Origin of the sequence: Kitasatospora sp. NPDC056184 (genome assembly GCF_042268405.1) — a bacterium.
Classification (GTDB): domain Bacteria; phylum Actinomycetota; class Actinomycetes; order Streptomycetales; family Streptomycetaceae; genus Kitasatospora.
In genome coordinates, this window is the sequence record NZ_JBHJUI010000039.1 from 41,670 (window position 1) to 56,076 (window position 14,407).

The 14,407-nt window shown below is 72.9% G+C and carries 15 protein-coding genes and 1 pseudogene; 12 read left to right on the forward strand and 4 right to left on the reverse strand.

All coding sequences use genetic code 11. The annotated features are described in order from the left end of the window. Positions 1-525 precede the first annotated feature (525 nt). Entirely contained in the window at positions 526-930 is a 405-nt protein-coding gene (locus ACFC0B_RS38730; protein WP_376097525.1) for a hypothetical protein, read from the reverse strand. A gap of 258 nt (positions 931-1,188) precedes the next feature. On the opposite strand from ACFC0B_RS38730, the gene ACFC0B_RS38735 reads away from it, so the two are divergent. Continuing rightward, positions 1,189-1,662 (forward strand): VOC family protein, encoded by a 474-nt coding sequence (locus tag ACFC0B_RS38735; protein ID WP_376097528.1) that lies wholly within the window; start codon positions 1,189-1,191, stop codon positions 1,660-1,662. A 733-nt stretch (positions 1,663-2,395) separates the two neighbouring features. Next, the gene (locus ACFC0B_RS38740) at positions 2,396-2,800 is read left to right on the forward strand and encodes a RidA family protein (RefSeq protein ID WP_376097531.1); all 405 of its coding nucleotides are present in this window, start codon (positions 2,396-2,398) and stop codon (positions 2,798-2,800) included. 618 nt (positions 2,801-3,418) lie between these two features. On the opposite strand, the gene ACFC0B_RS38745 is transcribed toward ACFC0B_RS38740, so the two are convergent. Together ACFC0B_RS38745 and ACFC0B_RS38750 are read right to left on the reverse strand one after the other, a co-directional pair. Further along, positions 3,419-3,577, reverse strand: coding sequence for a hypothetical protein (locus ACFC0B_RS38745; RefSeq protein WP_376097534.1), 159 nt, complete (start codon positions 3,575-3,577; stop codon positions 3,419-3,421). Positions 3,578-3,992: 415 nt separating this feature from the next. Next, the gene (locus tag ACFC0B_RS38750; protein ID WP_376097536.1) at positions 3,993-4,709 is read right to left on the reverse strand and encodes a hypothetical protein; all 717 of its coding nucleotides are present in this window, start codon (positions 4,707-4,709) and stop codon (positions 3,993-3,995) included. A 743-nt stretch (positions 4,710-5,452) separates the two neighbouring features. Between ACFC0B_RS38750 and ACFC0B_RS38755 the strand changes: the two genes are divergently transcribed. From ACFC0B_RS38755 to ACFC0B_RS38785, 7 genes and pseudogenes are all read left to right on the forward strand, one after another. After that, entirely contained in the window at positions 5,453-5,926 is a 474-nt protein-coding gene (locus ACFC0B_RS38755) for a DIP1984 family protein (RefSeq protein WP_376097539.1), read from the forward strand. Positions 5,927-6,643: 717 nt separating this feature from the next. Beyond that, positions 6,644-7,177, forward strand: coding sequence for a SigE family RNA polymerase sigma factor (locus ACFC0B_RS38760; RefSeq protein WP_376097542.1), 534 nt, complete (start codon positions 6,644-6,646; stop codon positions 7,175-7,177). After that, complete coding sequence (locus ACFC0B_RS38765; RefSeq protein ID WP_376097545.1) at positions 7,170-7,895, forward strand: L,D-transpeptidase; 726 nt, start codon at positions 7,170-7,172, stop codon at positions 7,893-7,895. The genes ACFC0B_RS38760 and ACFC0B_RS38765 overlap by 8 nt, the downstream gene beginning before the upstream one ends. 90 nt (positions 7,896-7,985) lie before the next feature. Continuing rightward, a pseudogene (locus tag ACFC0B_RS38770) lies at positions 7,986-8,990 on the forward strand (IS5 family transposase). Between the two features lie 227 nt (positions 8,991-9,217). Beyond that, entirely contained in the window at positions 9,218-9,946 is a 729-nt protein-coding gene (locus tag ACFC0B_RS38775) for a hypothetical protein (RefSeq protein ID WP_376097547.1), read from the forward strand. Between the two features lie 170 nt (positions 9,947-10,116). Beyond that, entirely contained in the window at positions 10,117-10,287 is a 171-nt protein-coding gene (locus tag ACFC0B_RS38780; RefSeq protein WP_376097550.1) for a hypothetical protein, read from the forward strand. Between the two features lie 352 nt (positions 10,288-10,639). After that, positions 10,640-11,110 (forward strand): NUDIX domain-containing protein, encoded by a 471-nt coding sequence (locus ACFC0B_RS38785; protein ID WP_376097553.1) that lies wholly within the window; start codon positions 10,640-10,642, stop codon positions 11,108-11,110. Between the two features lie 66 nt (positions 11,111-11,176). On the opposite strand, the gene ACFC0B_RS38790 is transcribed toward ACFC0B_RS38785, so the two are convergent. Next, on the reverse strand, positions 11,177-11,986 hold the full coding sequence (locus ACFC0B_RS38790; RefSeq protein WP_376097556.1) for a hypothetical protein: 810 nt from the start codon (positions 11,984-11,986) through the stop codon (positions 11,177-11,179). Between the two features lie 45 nt (positions 11,987-12,031). Between ACFC0B_RS38790 and ACFC0B_RS38795 the strand changes: the two genes are divergently transcribed. The 3 genes from ACFC0B_RS38795 (at position 12,032) to ACFC0B_RS38805 (ending at position 13,433) form a co-directional block, all read left to right on the forward strand. After that, positions 12,032-12,457: a sigma factor-like helix-turn-helix DNA-binding protein gene (locus ACFC0B_RS38795; protein ID WP_376097559.1), complete on the forward strand. Its 426-nt coding sequence runs from the start codon at positions 12,032-12,034 to the stop codon at positions 12,455-12,457. Continuing rightward, positions 12,454-13,203, forward strand: a complete 750-nt coding sequence (locus ACFC0B_RS38800) for a hypothetical protein (RefSeq protein ID WP_376097562.1) — start codon at positions 12,454-12,456, stop codon at positions 13,201-13,203. Before ACFC0B_RS38795 ends, ACFC0B_RS38800 begins: the two co-directional genes overlap by 4 nt. Positions 13,204-13,271: 68 nt before the next feature. After that, on the forward strand, positions 13,272-13,433 hold the full coding sequence (locus ACFC0B_RS38805) for a hypothetical protein (RefSeq protein ID WP_376097565.1): 162 nt from the start codon (positions 13,272-13,274) through the stop codon (positions 13,431-13,433). Positions 13,434-14,407: the final 974 nt, after the last annotated feature.

Here is a 14,407-nt window from a genome sequence, read left to right on the forward strand (position 1 = left end):
CCCGGGGACCGTCAGGGGCGCCAGGAGAAGCCCGGGTACGGCGGCGCCGTGTCGCGCGGGCGGGGGGCACGCGCCCCGTCGTAGAGAGTGCGCGCCGGGGTGTTCCGCGGTGCCTGCGGCGCCCTCGCGTACGGCGGGCCCGTGCGGGCACCCTCGCCGTCCTGGACCACGGGACTCCGGGCCATCGGCGGCGGCAGCCGGGTCAGGCGCACCGGTTCGATGAAGGCCGCACTCGTTGTCGCCAGCCCGGCGACCGAGACGGCCGGGGCCGCCCTCGCTCTCTGTCCCACCCGCGCCCGCACCTTCTTCCAGGACCCGGTCGTGCGTGCAGCGGTGGCCGTCGTGCCGCTGCGCCGCGCCGCGGGCTGTCCCGCGCGGCCGACGTCGCCGTTGCCGGTTGCGGGGCTGCGCCGTTGTTCATCCTTGGCCTACGTCCTGGGCCTGCCGCCGTCCCGCGTCCGCCCGTTGCTGTTCCTGGCGGCTGGCGGCTGGCGGTTGGCGGTCCTGGATGGTCTGGATGCCGGGTCAGGGGTGCTGGGTGTGGCGGATGGGGGTGGTGAGGAGGAGGAGGTGGCCGTGGGCTGCTGCGGTGGGGAGGTTGTGGGGGCCGGTGAACGGCCCGGTGATCAGCAGGAGTGCGCGGTGGGTGCGGGTGGCGCGGTGCCATTCGCGGCCGGCGGTGAGGTGGCCGTCGTACCAGGGGTGTCCGCCGGGTCGGTGCAGGGTGAGCCGGTGGCCGTCCGGGTGGCCGTCGAGGTGGGCGGTCCAGGCGGGGTCGGGCTGTTCGGGCAGGTGGCGGGTCCAGCCGTCGCCGGGGTGGGGGAGGCGGTCGGGTGCGGCGGGGATGACGAGGGCGGGGCGTAGGTCGGGCAGCAGTTCCGGCCAGGGCACACCGTGCAGGCCGGTGCGGGTCGACTCCACGCGCGACATCCTTTCCCCCACGCCCGTGCCGGCCGTCGTGCGGCCGGGCGGATCACCATCATCGGCCACAACAGGTGCCCGCGAGGGGCGAATCCGCCGACAGACCCGGCCCGCCCGCACATCGCGCCCTGCCTGCCGGCGGCCCCCGGGGCGGGCGCGGCGTGCGGGCGGGCAGTCGACGGCCGCAGGCCGCCTCCCGAGCGGACCCGTCACCCGGGTGGTCGGCGCCGCCGGGCGGCACGGCTGTGCGCGCCATAGCCTCGGCACATGTCCGACGTCACGTCCGCCGGCGCCACGGCCGGCGATCTCCCCGCACCGGCCGAGGGCCTGTTGCTCACGCACTTCCTCACGGTCGGCGACGTCCCTCGCTCACGGGCGTTCTACGCCGACGTTCTGAGCGGGACCGTGGTGCTGGAGGAGAACCCCTGCATCGTCAAGGTCGCCAACAGCTGGATCATCATGAATCCGGGCGGCGGGCCCACCGACGACAAACCCGACGTCGTCCTGCGCACACCGGAGGATCCCAGCACCGTCTCCAGCTTCCTGAACGTACGGGTGGCGGACATCCGCGACTTCTACGCCACGGCGAGCGCCAAAGGGGCCGAGTTCCTCACCCCACCCATCGACCGCCGCGCCGAGCTGCGCTGCTACATGCGCGATCCGGACGGATACCTCATCGAGGTGGGCCAGGCCACGGGGATGCTCAGGGGCATCCTGGCGCGGGCCGACACGGAGTCCTGACGACATTCCTCCTCGGGGGCGCCGGCGGCAGGGCGACGTCACGGCCGGCCCGGCCGCTCCCTCCCGCCACGGGTGATCCCGGTCACGGACATACCGGGAGGACGAGGGGCCTGACCGGGGCGAAACCGGCGGGGTGGTGGGGAGTTTCGGCACCCCCGCTTACCTGCACTGGTGAGTTTCGCCCCGGGGCCAGTGAGTTTCGGGTGTCGTCGCAGGTCAGCGGCCGGTGAGAACGGTCTGCGGTATGCCGCACGGGTGGTGGCGGGGTTCGGTGTGATGGCGGGGTGGGCAGAGCCTGCGACATGAGGACACCCATGACCAGGCGTCGCCGTCGCCGTCGCCGTCCGGCCGCGCCCACCGTGTCCGCGCCTGCTTTCCTGGTCCGTGCCGGATGGTCGCCAGTACCGGCCCGCTCGCGTCCGGTGGGCGGGTGCTGTCGGACCTGGTCGAGGGAGCATCTGACCCTGGGCGGGGTGGTCGTGGGCGCCACCTGGCACGAGCTCGCGTGCCCGGCCCGGGCCGGGCGGTGAGCACCGGCACGATGGCCGGGCCGGTTCGGGTGCGGGTGTGCGCCGGCGAGGGCTTGGCCGTGTTCATGGCCCCGTCTGTGCGCGCAGGGAATAATTCGAGTTCGCGGTCGGGAAATTGAAGTTTCGGAGGACCTGTAATTTCTTCCTGAAAGGTTCCGGTCTGCAACTGGCAGTACCGTGTGCTGTATCGAAGGAGTGGTTTTGTGAGTTCTCAGGTGAAGGCATTCGGGTTCGGCATGCCGTGGGAATCGCTGTACGGCTACAGCCAGGCCGTTCAGGTAGGTGAAACCGTATACGTGTCAGGTCAGTTGTCCCATGACCGGCATGGAGACTTCGTGGGTGCCGGCGACTTTGAACTGCAGGTTCGCACCACGCTGGAGAACCTTGACCTGGTACTGGGGCAGTTCGGGGCTGAACGGAGCCAGATCGTGGAAACCACGGTACTGGTGAGGAATCTGCGGGAGAACTTCGAAGCGGCAGCACGCCTCCACGCCGGCTACTTCGGGGAGCACCGGCCGACCAGCACGGTCATGGGCATATCGGACTTGGCGCTGCCGGACCAGCTCGTGGAAATCGGTGCCCTTGTGCGTCTTGATGTGAAGCCCTAGCCGGCTCGAGGCTCGGCCTGCGAGACGGAGGGGCTCCGGGAACCGGCCGCGCGCGGCCCGTACCCGGCCCCTCTACCGGGACGGGCGCCGCAACACGCCCGGGAGCGGTCAGGCCACCGGATCCTGCGCGGCGCGGCGTCCAGGACGGCGTCCCTCAACCGTCGGGCCGATGAATCTCACCCCCGGATCCCTGTGAGCTCGGGTGGCCGGTGAGAACGGGACCGTCCCCGTTCTCACCGGCCCGGGGCTGGACCGTCCGGGTGGCCGCCGGGCCGGGTGGGCAGAGCCTTCGGCATGGCGGGCACGGCGCGCAGCTGTCGGTACGGTAGGCGCGCCGTTCCCGCACCGCACCGTGCGTACGCCCAGCTGCGCCGCCTCGGGGCGGTCGACGACTGCACGGCCGGCCGGATCGACCGGGCCCGCGGCCGGGCGATCGGCATGCTGGACGACCAGGCCGGGCCGTTCGCCGCAGGCTGGCCCACCTGGGGCACCGGCCCCTACCTGGGGCACCGGCCCCCGCCTGGCCGCTGCCGACCCTGCCGCCCGGCGCCGACGAAGCCACCCCCCGACGGTGCCCTACCGGGCGCGACGCGCAGCGACACGGCTCCCGGCACCGGACTACGCGGCCGCGCCCTGCGCCGGTTCACCGACGTGCTTGAGCCGGCTGCGGGCGGCGACCCGGTCCCCGCCCGACAGCCCGGCCCAGTACTCGTCCGCCCACACCGCGTGGGCGGCCTGCCGCTCGGCCTCCTCCAGGCACGCCGACTCCGCCAGCACCTCCCCGGCGAGACATTCCCGGGCCGCCTCCAGATCACCGCTGAGGGCCGGCAGCGCGGCCAGGTGCGCCCGGCGCTCGGCCTGCACGGCCGCCAGCGCGCGCTGCGGCCTGGTACCAGGCCGCCGCCCGCAGCCCCTACGGCTTCACCTTCACCTCCTCACCGACTGCGCCGCCGACCAGGAGCCCTGTGTGGTGTGGGCAGCGCATGTTCGGTGGGTACCTGGCGACCAGGGGAGGGGCGGGGCGAACTGGTGGGCCGCCGGCACGGGCCCGTACTTCGGTCGATGATGCGACGTGGCAACTGCCTGAGGTGCCGCCGGCGCTAACCCGGCGAACCTTCGCGGTCAGAGCACCGGCCGCGCAGGTGCGGCCCGTAGGCATGCGGCACTGCGCGGCCGGTGCTGGCCATGCTTCCTAATCCGCGGCGCCGGGGAGCCAGCGGGCCGTCTGGCGGAGGGCGGTGGTGACGGCCCAGCACCACAGCAGGATGCCCAGGATGCCGACGGCGAGGCCGGAGGCGGTCAGGAGGGTGTCGGACACGGAGCTGTGGTGCTGGGCGGTGACGGGGGTGGCGAGCCATGCTCCGACCAGGATGCCCAGGCCGTTGGCGATGAGGACCGGAAGCAGGACGCTCCAGGCGGCGCTGCCGACGAGGACGCGGTAGTTGCCGGTCAGGCTGCCGATGGGTGCCATCGTGCGGCTCCAGCGCACGAACTCGGTCAGTCCGCTGACGCCGAAGGAGAGCGCGAGTACGGCGACGCCCGCGATCCCGAGCAGGACGATCCAGCGGCCCTGGTCGGCGGTGAGGTTGGCTCCGACGAGCCAGCCGCCTCCCAGGGGTTCGACGCTGATGCTGCCCGGGAGGGCCCGGTAGGCGACGGTCTTGATCTCCGCGGCGGACAGGGCTTCGTCCGGGGTCTGGGCGAGGACGAGGAGTTGGGACATGCGGTCCCCCGGCGCGGGGGCCAATGGGCCGAGGCTGCTCGCCGTCGTGTTCTGGGGCAGCGCCCCCATCCACGCGGCGATGGCGGCCACACGGGGATCGGAGCCACCGCCGACCGTGATCGGGCCGCTGTCGTTGCAGCGGACCTTGAGTGCCTCCATCGTGGGGCAGTCGGCGTTGAGCTGCATCTGCGGTGGCTGTGACCCCACGACCACCCGCACGAGGAGGGTGTTCTCCGGTAGGGCGTCGGCGAAGTGCTCCAGGGCTGTGCGGTCGGAGGCGGAGAACTGGACTTCCAGGACGCTGCGGACGTGCCGCTCTTCCTGGTGGAAGTCGACCGGGACAACGAGGGCAACGGCACCTTCGCCACCTCCACGGGCACCTCCGCCGCCACCTCGACGCCCCTCCCGCTCGAATCCGGCGTTTGTGCAGGTCAGGCCCCCAGGACAAGGGGGTTGGGCCGTGGCGACAACCGCTTGGCTCTTGCTGTCGAAGGCAGCAAGAGCACGACCTGGAGGCGAGGGTCGACCGCCCCGGTGTCGACCGCTCGGTCCGCGACGCGCTCGGCGACCTGGAGGACGCCGGGAAGGCTCGCGAGGAGCTGCGCCTGCCCGACGGCCGCAAGCTCTGGTGCCTGACCCCGGCCGGCCGCCGGGATGCCGTCGCCCTCCTCCCGGCCGGGACGAAGCTCGCCGCGGCCCGCCCGCGGCGCGGGAATCCGTCCGCCGCCTACTCCGGCAACGGTTTGTGTCGTCGAAGATTGACCGCCAAGGTCAGGACTACCCGGTCTCACCGAACCTGTTGATGGTCCTTCCATGAACCCGCCCGGCGCCCGCCGGGTCAGTCCACCCGGCCCGCCCCGCGAGCCGCCCCACCAGGCACGACGTGCATACTTACCGAACGATCAGCAGGACGTAGAGGTGGTGACGCGGTGAAACTGGCTGAGGCGCTCGCGCAGCGCGCGGCCGCGGTGCGGCAGGTGGAGCAGTTGCGGGCGCGCGTCGTCGGCAGCGCGCGCTACCAGGAGGGCGAGGAGCCGGCCGAGAACGCGGCGGAGGTCCTGGCCCAGGCCGGAGAGGTGCTGGACGAGCTGGAGCGGCTGATCCGTCAGATCAACCGGACCAACTCCACCGCGCGCATCGAGGGCGGCGGCACTCTCACCGACGCCCTCGCCCGCCGGGACGTCCTGCGGCTGCGCCACTCGGTGACCACCGCGGCCGCCGACGCCGCCTCCGGACGCGACCAGCGCGGAGCCGTACGGCAGTTGCGCTCCGAGCTCCGGATCCTTTCCGCGCTGCCGGTCGCCGAGCTCCGCGCCCAGGCGGACGCCCTGGCCAAGGAGCTCCGCGAGGTGGACACCCTGATCCAGCGCACCAACTGGGAGATCGACCTGATCGAGGACTGATCCCACGAGCCGGGTGTGGGAAGCAGGTAGTCGTCACGGAGGCGTGCACACACCGCGGGTCGGCGGTCTATCCGGCCCCTGGCGCGTGAAGAGCAACGCAGGGGTTCGATTCCCCACCAAACAATGCAGCTCAGCATCGCGTACAGGTGACAGAGCACAGCACACGGCTCACCACCGCGTGCAGATCCGGACGACGAGGGCGGGAACGGGGCGCCCCACACCCGGTGCGAGGGCCGTGCACACCACCACGGCCCTCGCACCTACTCCACTCAGAGCCACTCGCGAAGCGCCAGACGGAGCCGTCGTGGCACCCGTCCGCCGGACGGTCCTCCAGGTCGCCGACCCGGGCGGTCAATCTTCAGGGACACAGACCGTGCCGTGGTCAAAGTTCATTGGCACACGGTGAAGGTCCGGTGTCACGGGACAACAGCGAAGCCGGGACGTGCTGGGCCGGTTCCCGATGTCCTGTCGCGGGCGATCTGGTTCCTGTCTCGGATGATCTGGTCCAATTCGCTGGGTGTCCCAGTTGAGCCGGTCCGTGGACAGGTGTCCCGTCTCGATGAAGGTGGCGCAGTCCTGTCCGTCACTGGCGCTGCCGTTCTGTGCGGCGCCTCCCGTCGGCTCTGCCGCAGGATCCGGCGCAACCCGGTCCGTGTGCCGTGCGTGGAGTTGGTGGATGCAGGGGCGTCCGATCGAGTGAACGGAGCGGCACACGGGATGACCGACGAGGAGTACAGCGCGTTCTATCTGTCCTCGTTCTCCACGCTGGTAGGGCAGTTGTACGCCATGACGGGGGATTTCAGCGAGGCACAGGACGCGGTCCAGGAGGCCTTCGTGCGGGGCTGGGGCAGGTGTGCCCGGTTCTCGTCCGACGACGGCCCGCCCGAGGCGTGGATCCGTACGGTCGCCTGGCGGTTGGCGGTCAGCCGGTGGCGGCGGGCCCGTCGCGGCCGGGTGCTGGAGCGAGAGCGCGTTCAGGCGCTGCCGCAGGCGGCGTCCGGGCCGGGCCCGGAGCACACTGCCCTGGTGGTGGCGCTGCGCAGGCTTCCGGCGGTGCAGCGGCAGGCGATCGTGCTCTTCCACCTGTGTGATCTGAGTCTCCAGCAGGTAGCCGAGGAGACCGGGGCGGCGATCGGCACGATCAAGGCCCGCCTCTCCCGGGGGCGCGCCGCGCTCGCGGAGCACCTGCGCGACGAACCGAAGGCGGGAAGCGCCCCGCGAAGCGCGGAAAGGATGGACCACTGTGCCTGAGCTGGAGAACCACTCGCGTTCCGAGCATGATGACAGGCTCTCCTCGGCACTGCGCGGGCTGTACGCGGAGGCGCCTGTGGCGCTGCCGCTGCCGTACGACACGGTGCGCCGCCGGGGTGCGGGCCGGCGGCGCAGGCGGCGGGCGGCGGTGCTGGCGGTGGCCGCAGCGGTGTGCGGGGTGGGGCTGCTGGGCTCGGGTGCCGTTTCGCCGGGGCGTCAGCAGGAGGCCGCCGCACCGGCGATCCCCTGGCCCACGCCTTCGGCGAGTGCGAGCGCCGCGCCGTCGACGGGGGAGGTGGCCGCCTATGTGGACCTCACCGCGCACACGGTCCGGATCCAGTCCGGCACCACAACACTCAAGACCCTGCCGGCGACCGCGGGCCGTGCCGACTTCCCCACTCCGACGGGCACCATGAAGGTCGCGGACAAGCAGGCCTCGCTGCACGTGAGCAGCAGCAGCGGTTGGCTGACGCCGCAGCCGTCCGGTGGGGACGAGTACGACGTGACGCTGCCCTGGTGCGTGCGTCTGGTCGCCGAGGACGGCCGCTCGACGTTCGTCTGCGGCATGGACTGGTACGGAGCCGGCACCTTCGGCCACGAGAACCGCACCTACGGGGCGGTCGGGCTGAGCACCGAGGACGCCCGCTGGTTCTTCGACCATGTGCAGGTCGGCGACCCCGTCAGCGTGGTGGACCCGGATCGGCCCGCGCCCCGGTGACACCGAGCACAACTAGGGCGCGTATTTGGTTGTGATCAATTTGCGTGATTCGCCTGCGTGGGCAGGTTCTGATCCGGTAGACCATGTTGCGTGACGCGAGCGCAACTATCGGATGCCGAGTGGGAGTTCATCGGGCCGTACTTGCCGATCGGCGAGTACGGCCCGTACCCGGAGCGGCTGCGGCAGCAGTTCGAGGGCGTGATCTGGCGCTTCAGGACGAGCGCGCAGTGGCGGGAGATGCCGCAGGAGTTCGGTGCCTGGTCGACCGTCTCGAACCGCTTCCGTCAGTGGCGTGATGCCGGCGTCTTCGAGGCGTTGCTGGAAGGTGTGATCGCCGAGGCCGCGAAGCGCGGTGAGGTGGACTTGTCCCTGGTCTGCGTGGACTCCACGACTGTCCGGGCCCACCACGATGCCGCTGGGATGCACCTCGACCCCGACACGCTGACCGCCCTGGAGAAGGCCGCCGACGAAGCGGAGAACGCCCGGCAAAAGGGGGCGGCCCGGAGGGACAAGCCGGGCAGGACGCCGTCGACGACGCAGAACGGGAAGAACGGCGACGCATCCGACGCCGGCGCGGACTCCGCCTGAAGGAGGCCCTGCTCGGACGCTCCAGGGGCGGGCAGACCGGCAAGGTCCACGTCGCAGGTGATCGCAAGTGCCCGTCCGTTGGCATTCGTCCTGACCGAGGGGCAGGCGGCCGACAGTCCGCAGTTCATCCCCGTGCTGAAGAAGGTCCGTGTCCGTGGGCCTGTCGGCCGCCCCCGCACCCGACCTGACGCGGTCGCCGGGGACAAGGCCTACTCGTCCCGCGGCAACCGCGCCTACCTGCGTGGCCGCCGTATCAAGGCCGTCATCCCGGAGAAGCGGGACCAGGCCGCCCACCGGAAGAAGGAGGGCAGCCGGGGCGGGCGGCCCGTCGGCCACGACGCCGAGCCCTACAAGGAGCGCAACACCGTCGAGCGCCTGATCAACAGGCTCAAGGCCTGGCGAGGCATCGCCACCCGCTGCGACAAGACCCCTGCGAGCTACCTCGCCGGCCGCCACCTTCGCGGCGCGATGATCTGGATCAAGGACCTCACCAGCACCATCCATTGATCACAACCAAATACGCACCCTAGGCGCGCCGATTGCGCCGGGAGTTCCTCGGCGAGACCTTCCCGGGCCGCCTCCAGGCCACCGTTGAAGGCCGGCAGGGCGGAGGCCCTGTGCGACAGGTGCGTCACAGGCCGGCCTGGCCGCTCCCCGCGGCGGTCCCGTCCTGGGAGGATCCTCGCGGGGCATCGGGGAGATGCCTGGGACGTGCCCGACAGGGGTGGGATGCCATGAACGTCCGGCGCAGGGACACGGCTCGGTCCTCCGGTGGTTCCCCGTGGTCCCCGGGTGCGGTCGTCGCCCAGCTGGTGTGCGGTGTGATCGTGCTGGCGGGCCTGGGCCTGGTCGTCCTCGGTTTCCGCTCGTTCGTCCTCACGTACGACGAGGTGACCGCCTACCGGCACGCACCGGTGTGTGGCGCGATGGTGGCGTCCGGCGCGGACTGTCTGCGGCACGAGACCGGTAGGGTGGCGGAGCGGTCCACCCAGGGGAGGCACGAAGGAACGGTCTACCGGCTGGCGGTCGCCGGGGAGACGGGGTCGATCTTCGGTGTGTACGACGTCGACGAGGCGTTCTACGACGACATGCCACTGGGCTCCGCGGTGGAGCTGGCGGTCTTCCGGGGCCGGGTGGTCGAGGTTGCCGCGGCCGGGCACCGGGCCAGGGCCGCGCAGGTGCCGCTGCGGGCGTGCCTGGAACTGACGGTGCTGGGGTTCCTGGGATCGTCACTGGTCATCCACGGCACGAGGCCGGCCCTGACCCGGCTTGGGCTGGGGAAGCCGACCGTGGGCCTCTTCCGGATCACGGTCGGCTCCGCCGTCTTCTTCGCCGTCCCCCCGCTCTTCGGCAGCGTGATGGCGCTGCAGCTCCACGTGCCCCCGGCCGTCGTGCTTCCCCTCGCCGTACTCGGCTGGGCGGGCCTCATGGTCCTCCTGTCCTGGCTGATCCGCCGCGAATGACGACGCTGTGGCCGGGCGCCGCCCCGAACCGCGCACCGGCGGGCCCGGTGCCGCTCCTGCCCGCCGCAGGCGCGGTGGTGTCGTCGGGCCCGGGCGCCGTTGCCTGGTCCGGTCCGAGGATCCTCCGTAGTGCGGCGAGATGTTCCAGGACGTTCCGTGCAGTCCGGGTGGTGCGGGTGGGGCCGGGCGCCGCTGTCGAGCTTCCCCTGCTGGTGTGGGCGCGGCTGTACGAGGCTGAAGGGCTCAAGGAGATCAGGACCGGCCGCGGCGCCGAGCTGTCCCGGCTGCTGCTGGCCGGCTGGAGCCGGGTGCCGCGCGGGGTGGGGGTCGGCGCCGGGTGAGCGGGTGCTGGGCCGTGCGGTCCTCGATTCCCCGTTGGTGTGTGGTTCGGTGTGGCTGCGCTGGTCGGGCCGCGGTGGCGTTCGCACCCTTGTGCCGCGGTGGCCGGCCGGGTCTGCGGCGGGAGCGGGTGCGGTGTCGCCGGGTTGGGCGGCCGGGTGGTCCTGGTCGGCGGCCGGGTGCCGTCGTCGTCGGCTTGGTCGATGTCCTGCTCGGTGCCGTGTCCGCCGTCCCTGGGCTGCGCCGCGGCCGGCAGTCGCGGGCCGGCCGGAGCGATGGCGGGCTCGGACCGTTGCCGCTGCCCGGCCTGGCCGACGACGTCGACGCCCGGTGACCGCACCGGCCCCGACCCGCATGGGCGCAGTGCTCCTCTACGGCGGCCGCCTGGCGCTGATCCGGCGCGACCGGCCCGACGGCATCCAGCATTCGCTGCCCGGCGGCCTTCTTGAGCCGGGCGAAGACCCGGCCGCCGCGCTGCGCCGCGAGCGCCTCGAGGAGCTAGGCCTCGACGCGGACGACCTGGCCGAGGCGTCGGTGCTGTACTTCGTCCAGGAGCAGGAGACCCAGCGGCCCGGCGAGGCCGGGCTCTTCCGTCGGCGGCACCTGGTCTTCACCGCCCGCCTGCCCGACCGCCTTCACCGCACCGTGGCCGCAGTCGAGCAGGACGACCAGGGCCGGGCGCCGGTGGAGTGGATCCCGCTCGCTGACGCCGCCGGCCTCCACCTCTACCCAGTCGTTGGCCCCGCTTTCCACCGGGCCGCCGAATCCGCCACCGGGCCGGTGCTGCTGGCACCGATGACCAGTACCTCCCACCGGTGGCGCTGACTGCGGCGGCGCTCAAGGACATTCTCGGCCAGGTCGCCGTCACGCCCGCCGAGAGGCCGCCACCGTTCACCCGGTGTTCCGATCGCCGCCCGCGCGGCCGCAGACGGTGACGATGGACGGCGTCACGGCGAGCGCGTACACCGTCTGGAGCACGACCGGCACCAACGCCGGCCAGTACCCGAGCAGGGCGAAGAGCGACGGGGTCATGCTGGGAAGCACCGCCACGAGCCCGCCCACATGACGGCCCCGCTGAGCCCGGGGTGACTGGACGAGTAGCAGAACGAGCGTCGGTACCGTCATCCAGACGACCAGGAAGCCGAGTTGGTTCAGGTAGTGCTCGGGCTTCGGCAGCGGGTAGCCGTACTCGTCCTCGCCGCCGGGTGCCCGCAGCGCCGCGACGACGTACAGCAGGAGGACGGGCGTCAGGCAGCAGAGCAGGTAGCGGCCCGCGGCGCGGCCGAGCCACCGCATCTCGGCCCGCCACCGGGCCATCGTCCTGCGGACCACCAGCCGGCTCGCCAGGAAGAGGACGGCCACGGCCCCGGACCCCCACAACGGCGCCAGGAACAGGGGGTCTGTCCGCTCCATCCGCCCCAGACACCAGACCACCACCGCGACCGGCTGCGCCGCCAGCAGCACAGCCATCGTCCAGGTGAACACCCGCCTGACCATCCCGCACCCCCTGTGCTTGAACCCGTAGTTCTTGAACGCGTTCAAAACTAGCACCGGGGGACCCGCGGCACCGACGCGGCCGGCACCACCCCGCGCGCCCACGCCGGCCTGCCGATCGCGTTCCGCGCCTTCCAGGAGCTCCACGCCCAGCCCTACTTCGACTTCGCCCTCACCGTCCTCGGCGACCAGGTCCTCGCCCAGCACACCGTCGACGATGTCTTCCTGTCCCTCGTCGACCGCTGGGACCGCGTGCTGACCGACCCCAACCCCCACGCCTGGGCCGCTCTGCGCTGCGCCGTCGAGGCCCAGCGGGCCCGCGACACCGAGCACCGCCTGCTGATCGAGCGCCTGGTGTTCTCCGCCGTGGTACGCCGCGCGGCGCAGCCGCTGATCGCCGACATCGACGCCGACGCCCTGGCCGACCGCAGCGACGAGGAGGTGGGCGTCTCGGTGGCGGCCGCCGTGCTGGAGCTGTCGGGCGCGAAGTTCGACGTCATCGTTCTGCGCTACCTCAACAAGTACTCCGTGGCGCGCACCGCCCAGGCGATGGGCGTCGACGAGATCACGGTCCGCTCGCTCGTCTCCCAGGCCAAGGCCAAGATCGAAGCCCACCTCGCCCCGCGCCGCCTGCTGCGCCGTGGCCTCGCCAAGCACGACCAGGAGTGGTCCCGGTGATCCAGGACATCGACCGCCTGCTGGAGGGCGCGGGCCCAGGTCCCGCCGCCCGGCCCCGCTATGACCTGGAGGCCGGCCGCCGCTACATCGCCGACCGCCTGGCCGCCCGCCGGGCGATGCCGTCCCCCGCCGCGCCGCCCGGCGGGAGCGCGCCCTTCCCCGCCGTTACCGCCGCGTCGGCCTCCTCGGCCGCGGCCGGGCCGCGGGTTCCGGTGGGGATGCTGATCGACGACGCCGCCCGTGACCTGAAGGCCCTGTCGAAGGGCGTCATCCACGAGCCCGGCGCCGGCATGTCGGTGAACGGTTTGGTGACACGCTGGGAGCCGCACGGCGGCCTGGTCTTCGGCTGCCTCTTCGACCTCACCGGCCGCCCCTACCACGCCCAGTGGTGGTGGCAGTTCGCCGCCGGCGCCGGGGAGTCCCTGGCCGCCTACTGCCTCTACCTCCACCACGTGCGCGCCGGCGAACTGTGCGACGCCGAGCACTGGTTCCACCAGGCCGCCCGCCTCGGCGAAGACACAGCTCCGCAGCCCCTGCAGCCCACCGCCCCCAACGTTCCCGGCTACCCGCACCTGGCCGTGCTCCTCGCGCCCCCGATCCCCGACACCACCGCTCTGCCGAGCCCTGGCCCCGCCCTGCGCGTGGCCCTCGCCGGCCTGGCCGGCGCGGTCGACGAGATGTGCGGGCCGTTCAGCCTGCCCACCGGCGACATCGCCCACCAGCTCCAGGAACTCGCCGCCCACTGACCCGCCGCCCCTGGCCGGGTCCGCCGCCGCGCGGGCCCGGCCCCGCACCGAACCCGGGAGACCCCCTGATGCCCACCCGCGACCCCGCGATCCTCGCCCTGGCCACCTCCACCGCCGGCTACCTGCTGACCCTCACCGCCCTCGCGATCACCGCGACCCTCGCCCCCACCCCCGCCCGCCGCCGCGAGGCCCGCACCGTCCTCGCCCTCCTCCTCAACCGCAAGCCCTGACCGGCCGCCGAAACCCGCAGCGGCTGCCATACCGCACCGCTGCGCACCCCGGCTGACCGCGGGCGAGCGCGAAGCAGCCCGGTGGCCGACCGGCCCGGGGCGCGGGGACGGGGCGGGTGGTGCGGGCCGGGGGAAGGTCACGTCCCGGCCCGGCGGGCGGCCCGGGGGAGGGTTCGAAGCCGAGCGGGTAACAGGCCCCGCCGAGGGCCCCGGCGCGGGTTTCGCGCGGGACGGACACCACCGCAGATGCCGCCCGCCCACCGAGCCCGTCCACCGCCGCCGGGGCCGCCAGGCCACGGCCCCCTGCGCGGCCGCCAGGCCGCCCGCGCGAAGAGCACGGCGCCCCGCGCCGCGCCCGCCCCGATCACCGTTGTGCTGCGCCCGCCTACCGCCGCCGGGGCCGCCAGGCCACGGCCCCCCCGCGCGGCCGCTAGGCCGCCCGCGTGAAGCGCGGGGTGTCCGTGTGGCGCGGTCTGCTTTCCCGGGGTGTGCTGCGCCGTGTCCCGCTTGCTGTGTCCGGTTCTGGCCGGGGTACGGGGGCGAGGTGCGGCGGGGGTTTTCTCCGCGTGGATGGGTGTAGCAAGTTAATGCAAACTTTACATTACGCGGGAAATTGTGTTCCGGGGTGCGGAGATTTTCGGGGGTGGACCGCGTGGTGGACGCGGTGGCCCCGGGGTGTGTGGCGGGCGGGTTTTCCGGTGTCGTCGGGTGCGGGGTGCGGCGGGCCGGCTGCGTGGTGGTGCGGGGGTGTTCGGCCGCCGCGTGTCCCGGTCCCGGCGGTGCGGCGGGGCGGGGGAGGAAACAGGGCTGACGGCTGTCAGGGGAGCGGGATATCCCTCGGAGGAAGCCAGCCACTACGACCCCCCGGGAGAGGCCCGTGAGCACCAGTCAGCGCCTCGATCAGCCCGACGGCAACGACGGCCAGGGCGACGCCGTCGAACCGGCCGAGCCGTCCCGGCCGGGACGGCTCGGCC

Excerpts from the sequence above, each read along its gene's own strand:
- ACFC0B_RS38730 (WP_376097525.1), bottom strand. The coding sequence starts at position 930 with ATGTCGCGCGTGGAGTCGACCCGCACCGGCCTGCACGGTGTGCCCTGG.
- ACFC0B_RS38735 (WP_376097528.1), top strand. The coding sequence starts at position 1,189 with ATGTCCGACGTCACGTCCGCCGGCGCCACGGCCGGCGATCTCCCCGCA.
- ACFC0B_RS38750 (WP_376097536.1), bottom strand. The coding sequence starts at position 4,709 with ATGCAGCTCAACGCCGACTGCCCCACGATGGAGGCACTCAAGGTCCGC.
- ACFC0B_RS38760 (WP_376097542.1), top strand. The coding sequence starts at position 6,644 with ATGACCGACGAGGAGTACAGCGCGTTCTATCTGTCCTCGTTCTCCACG.
- ACFC0B_RS38775 (WP_376097547.1), top strand. The coding sequence starts at position 9,218 with ATGAACGTCCGGCGCAGGGACACGGCTCGGTCCTCCGGTGGTTCCCCG.
- ACFC0B_RS38785 (WP_376097553.1), top strand. The coding sequence starts at position 10,640 with ATGGGCGCAGTGCTCCTCTACGGCGGCCGCCTGGCGCTGATCCGGCGC.
- ACFC0B_RS38805 (WP_376097565.1), top strand. The coding sequence starts at position 13,272 with ATGCCCACCCGCGACCCCGCGATCCTCGCCCTGGCCACCTCCACCGCC.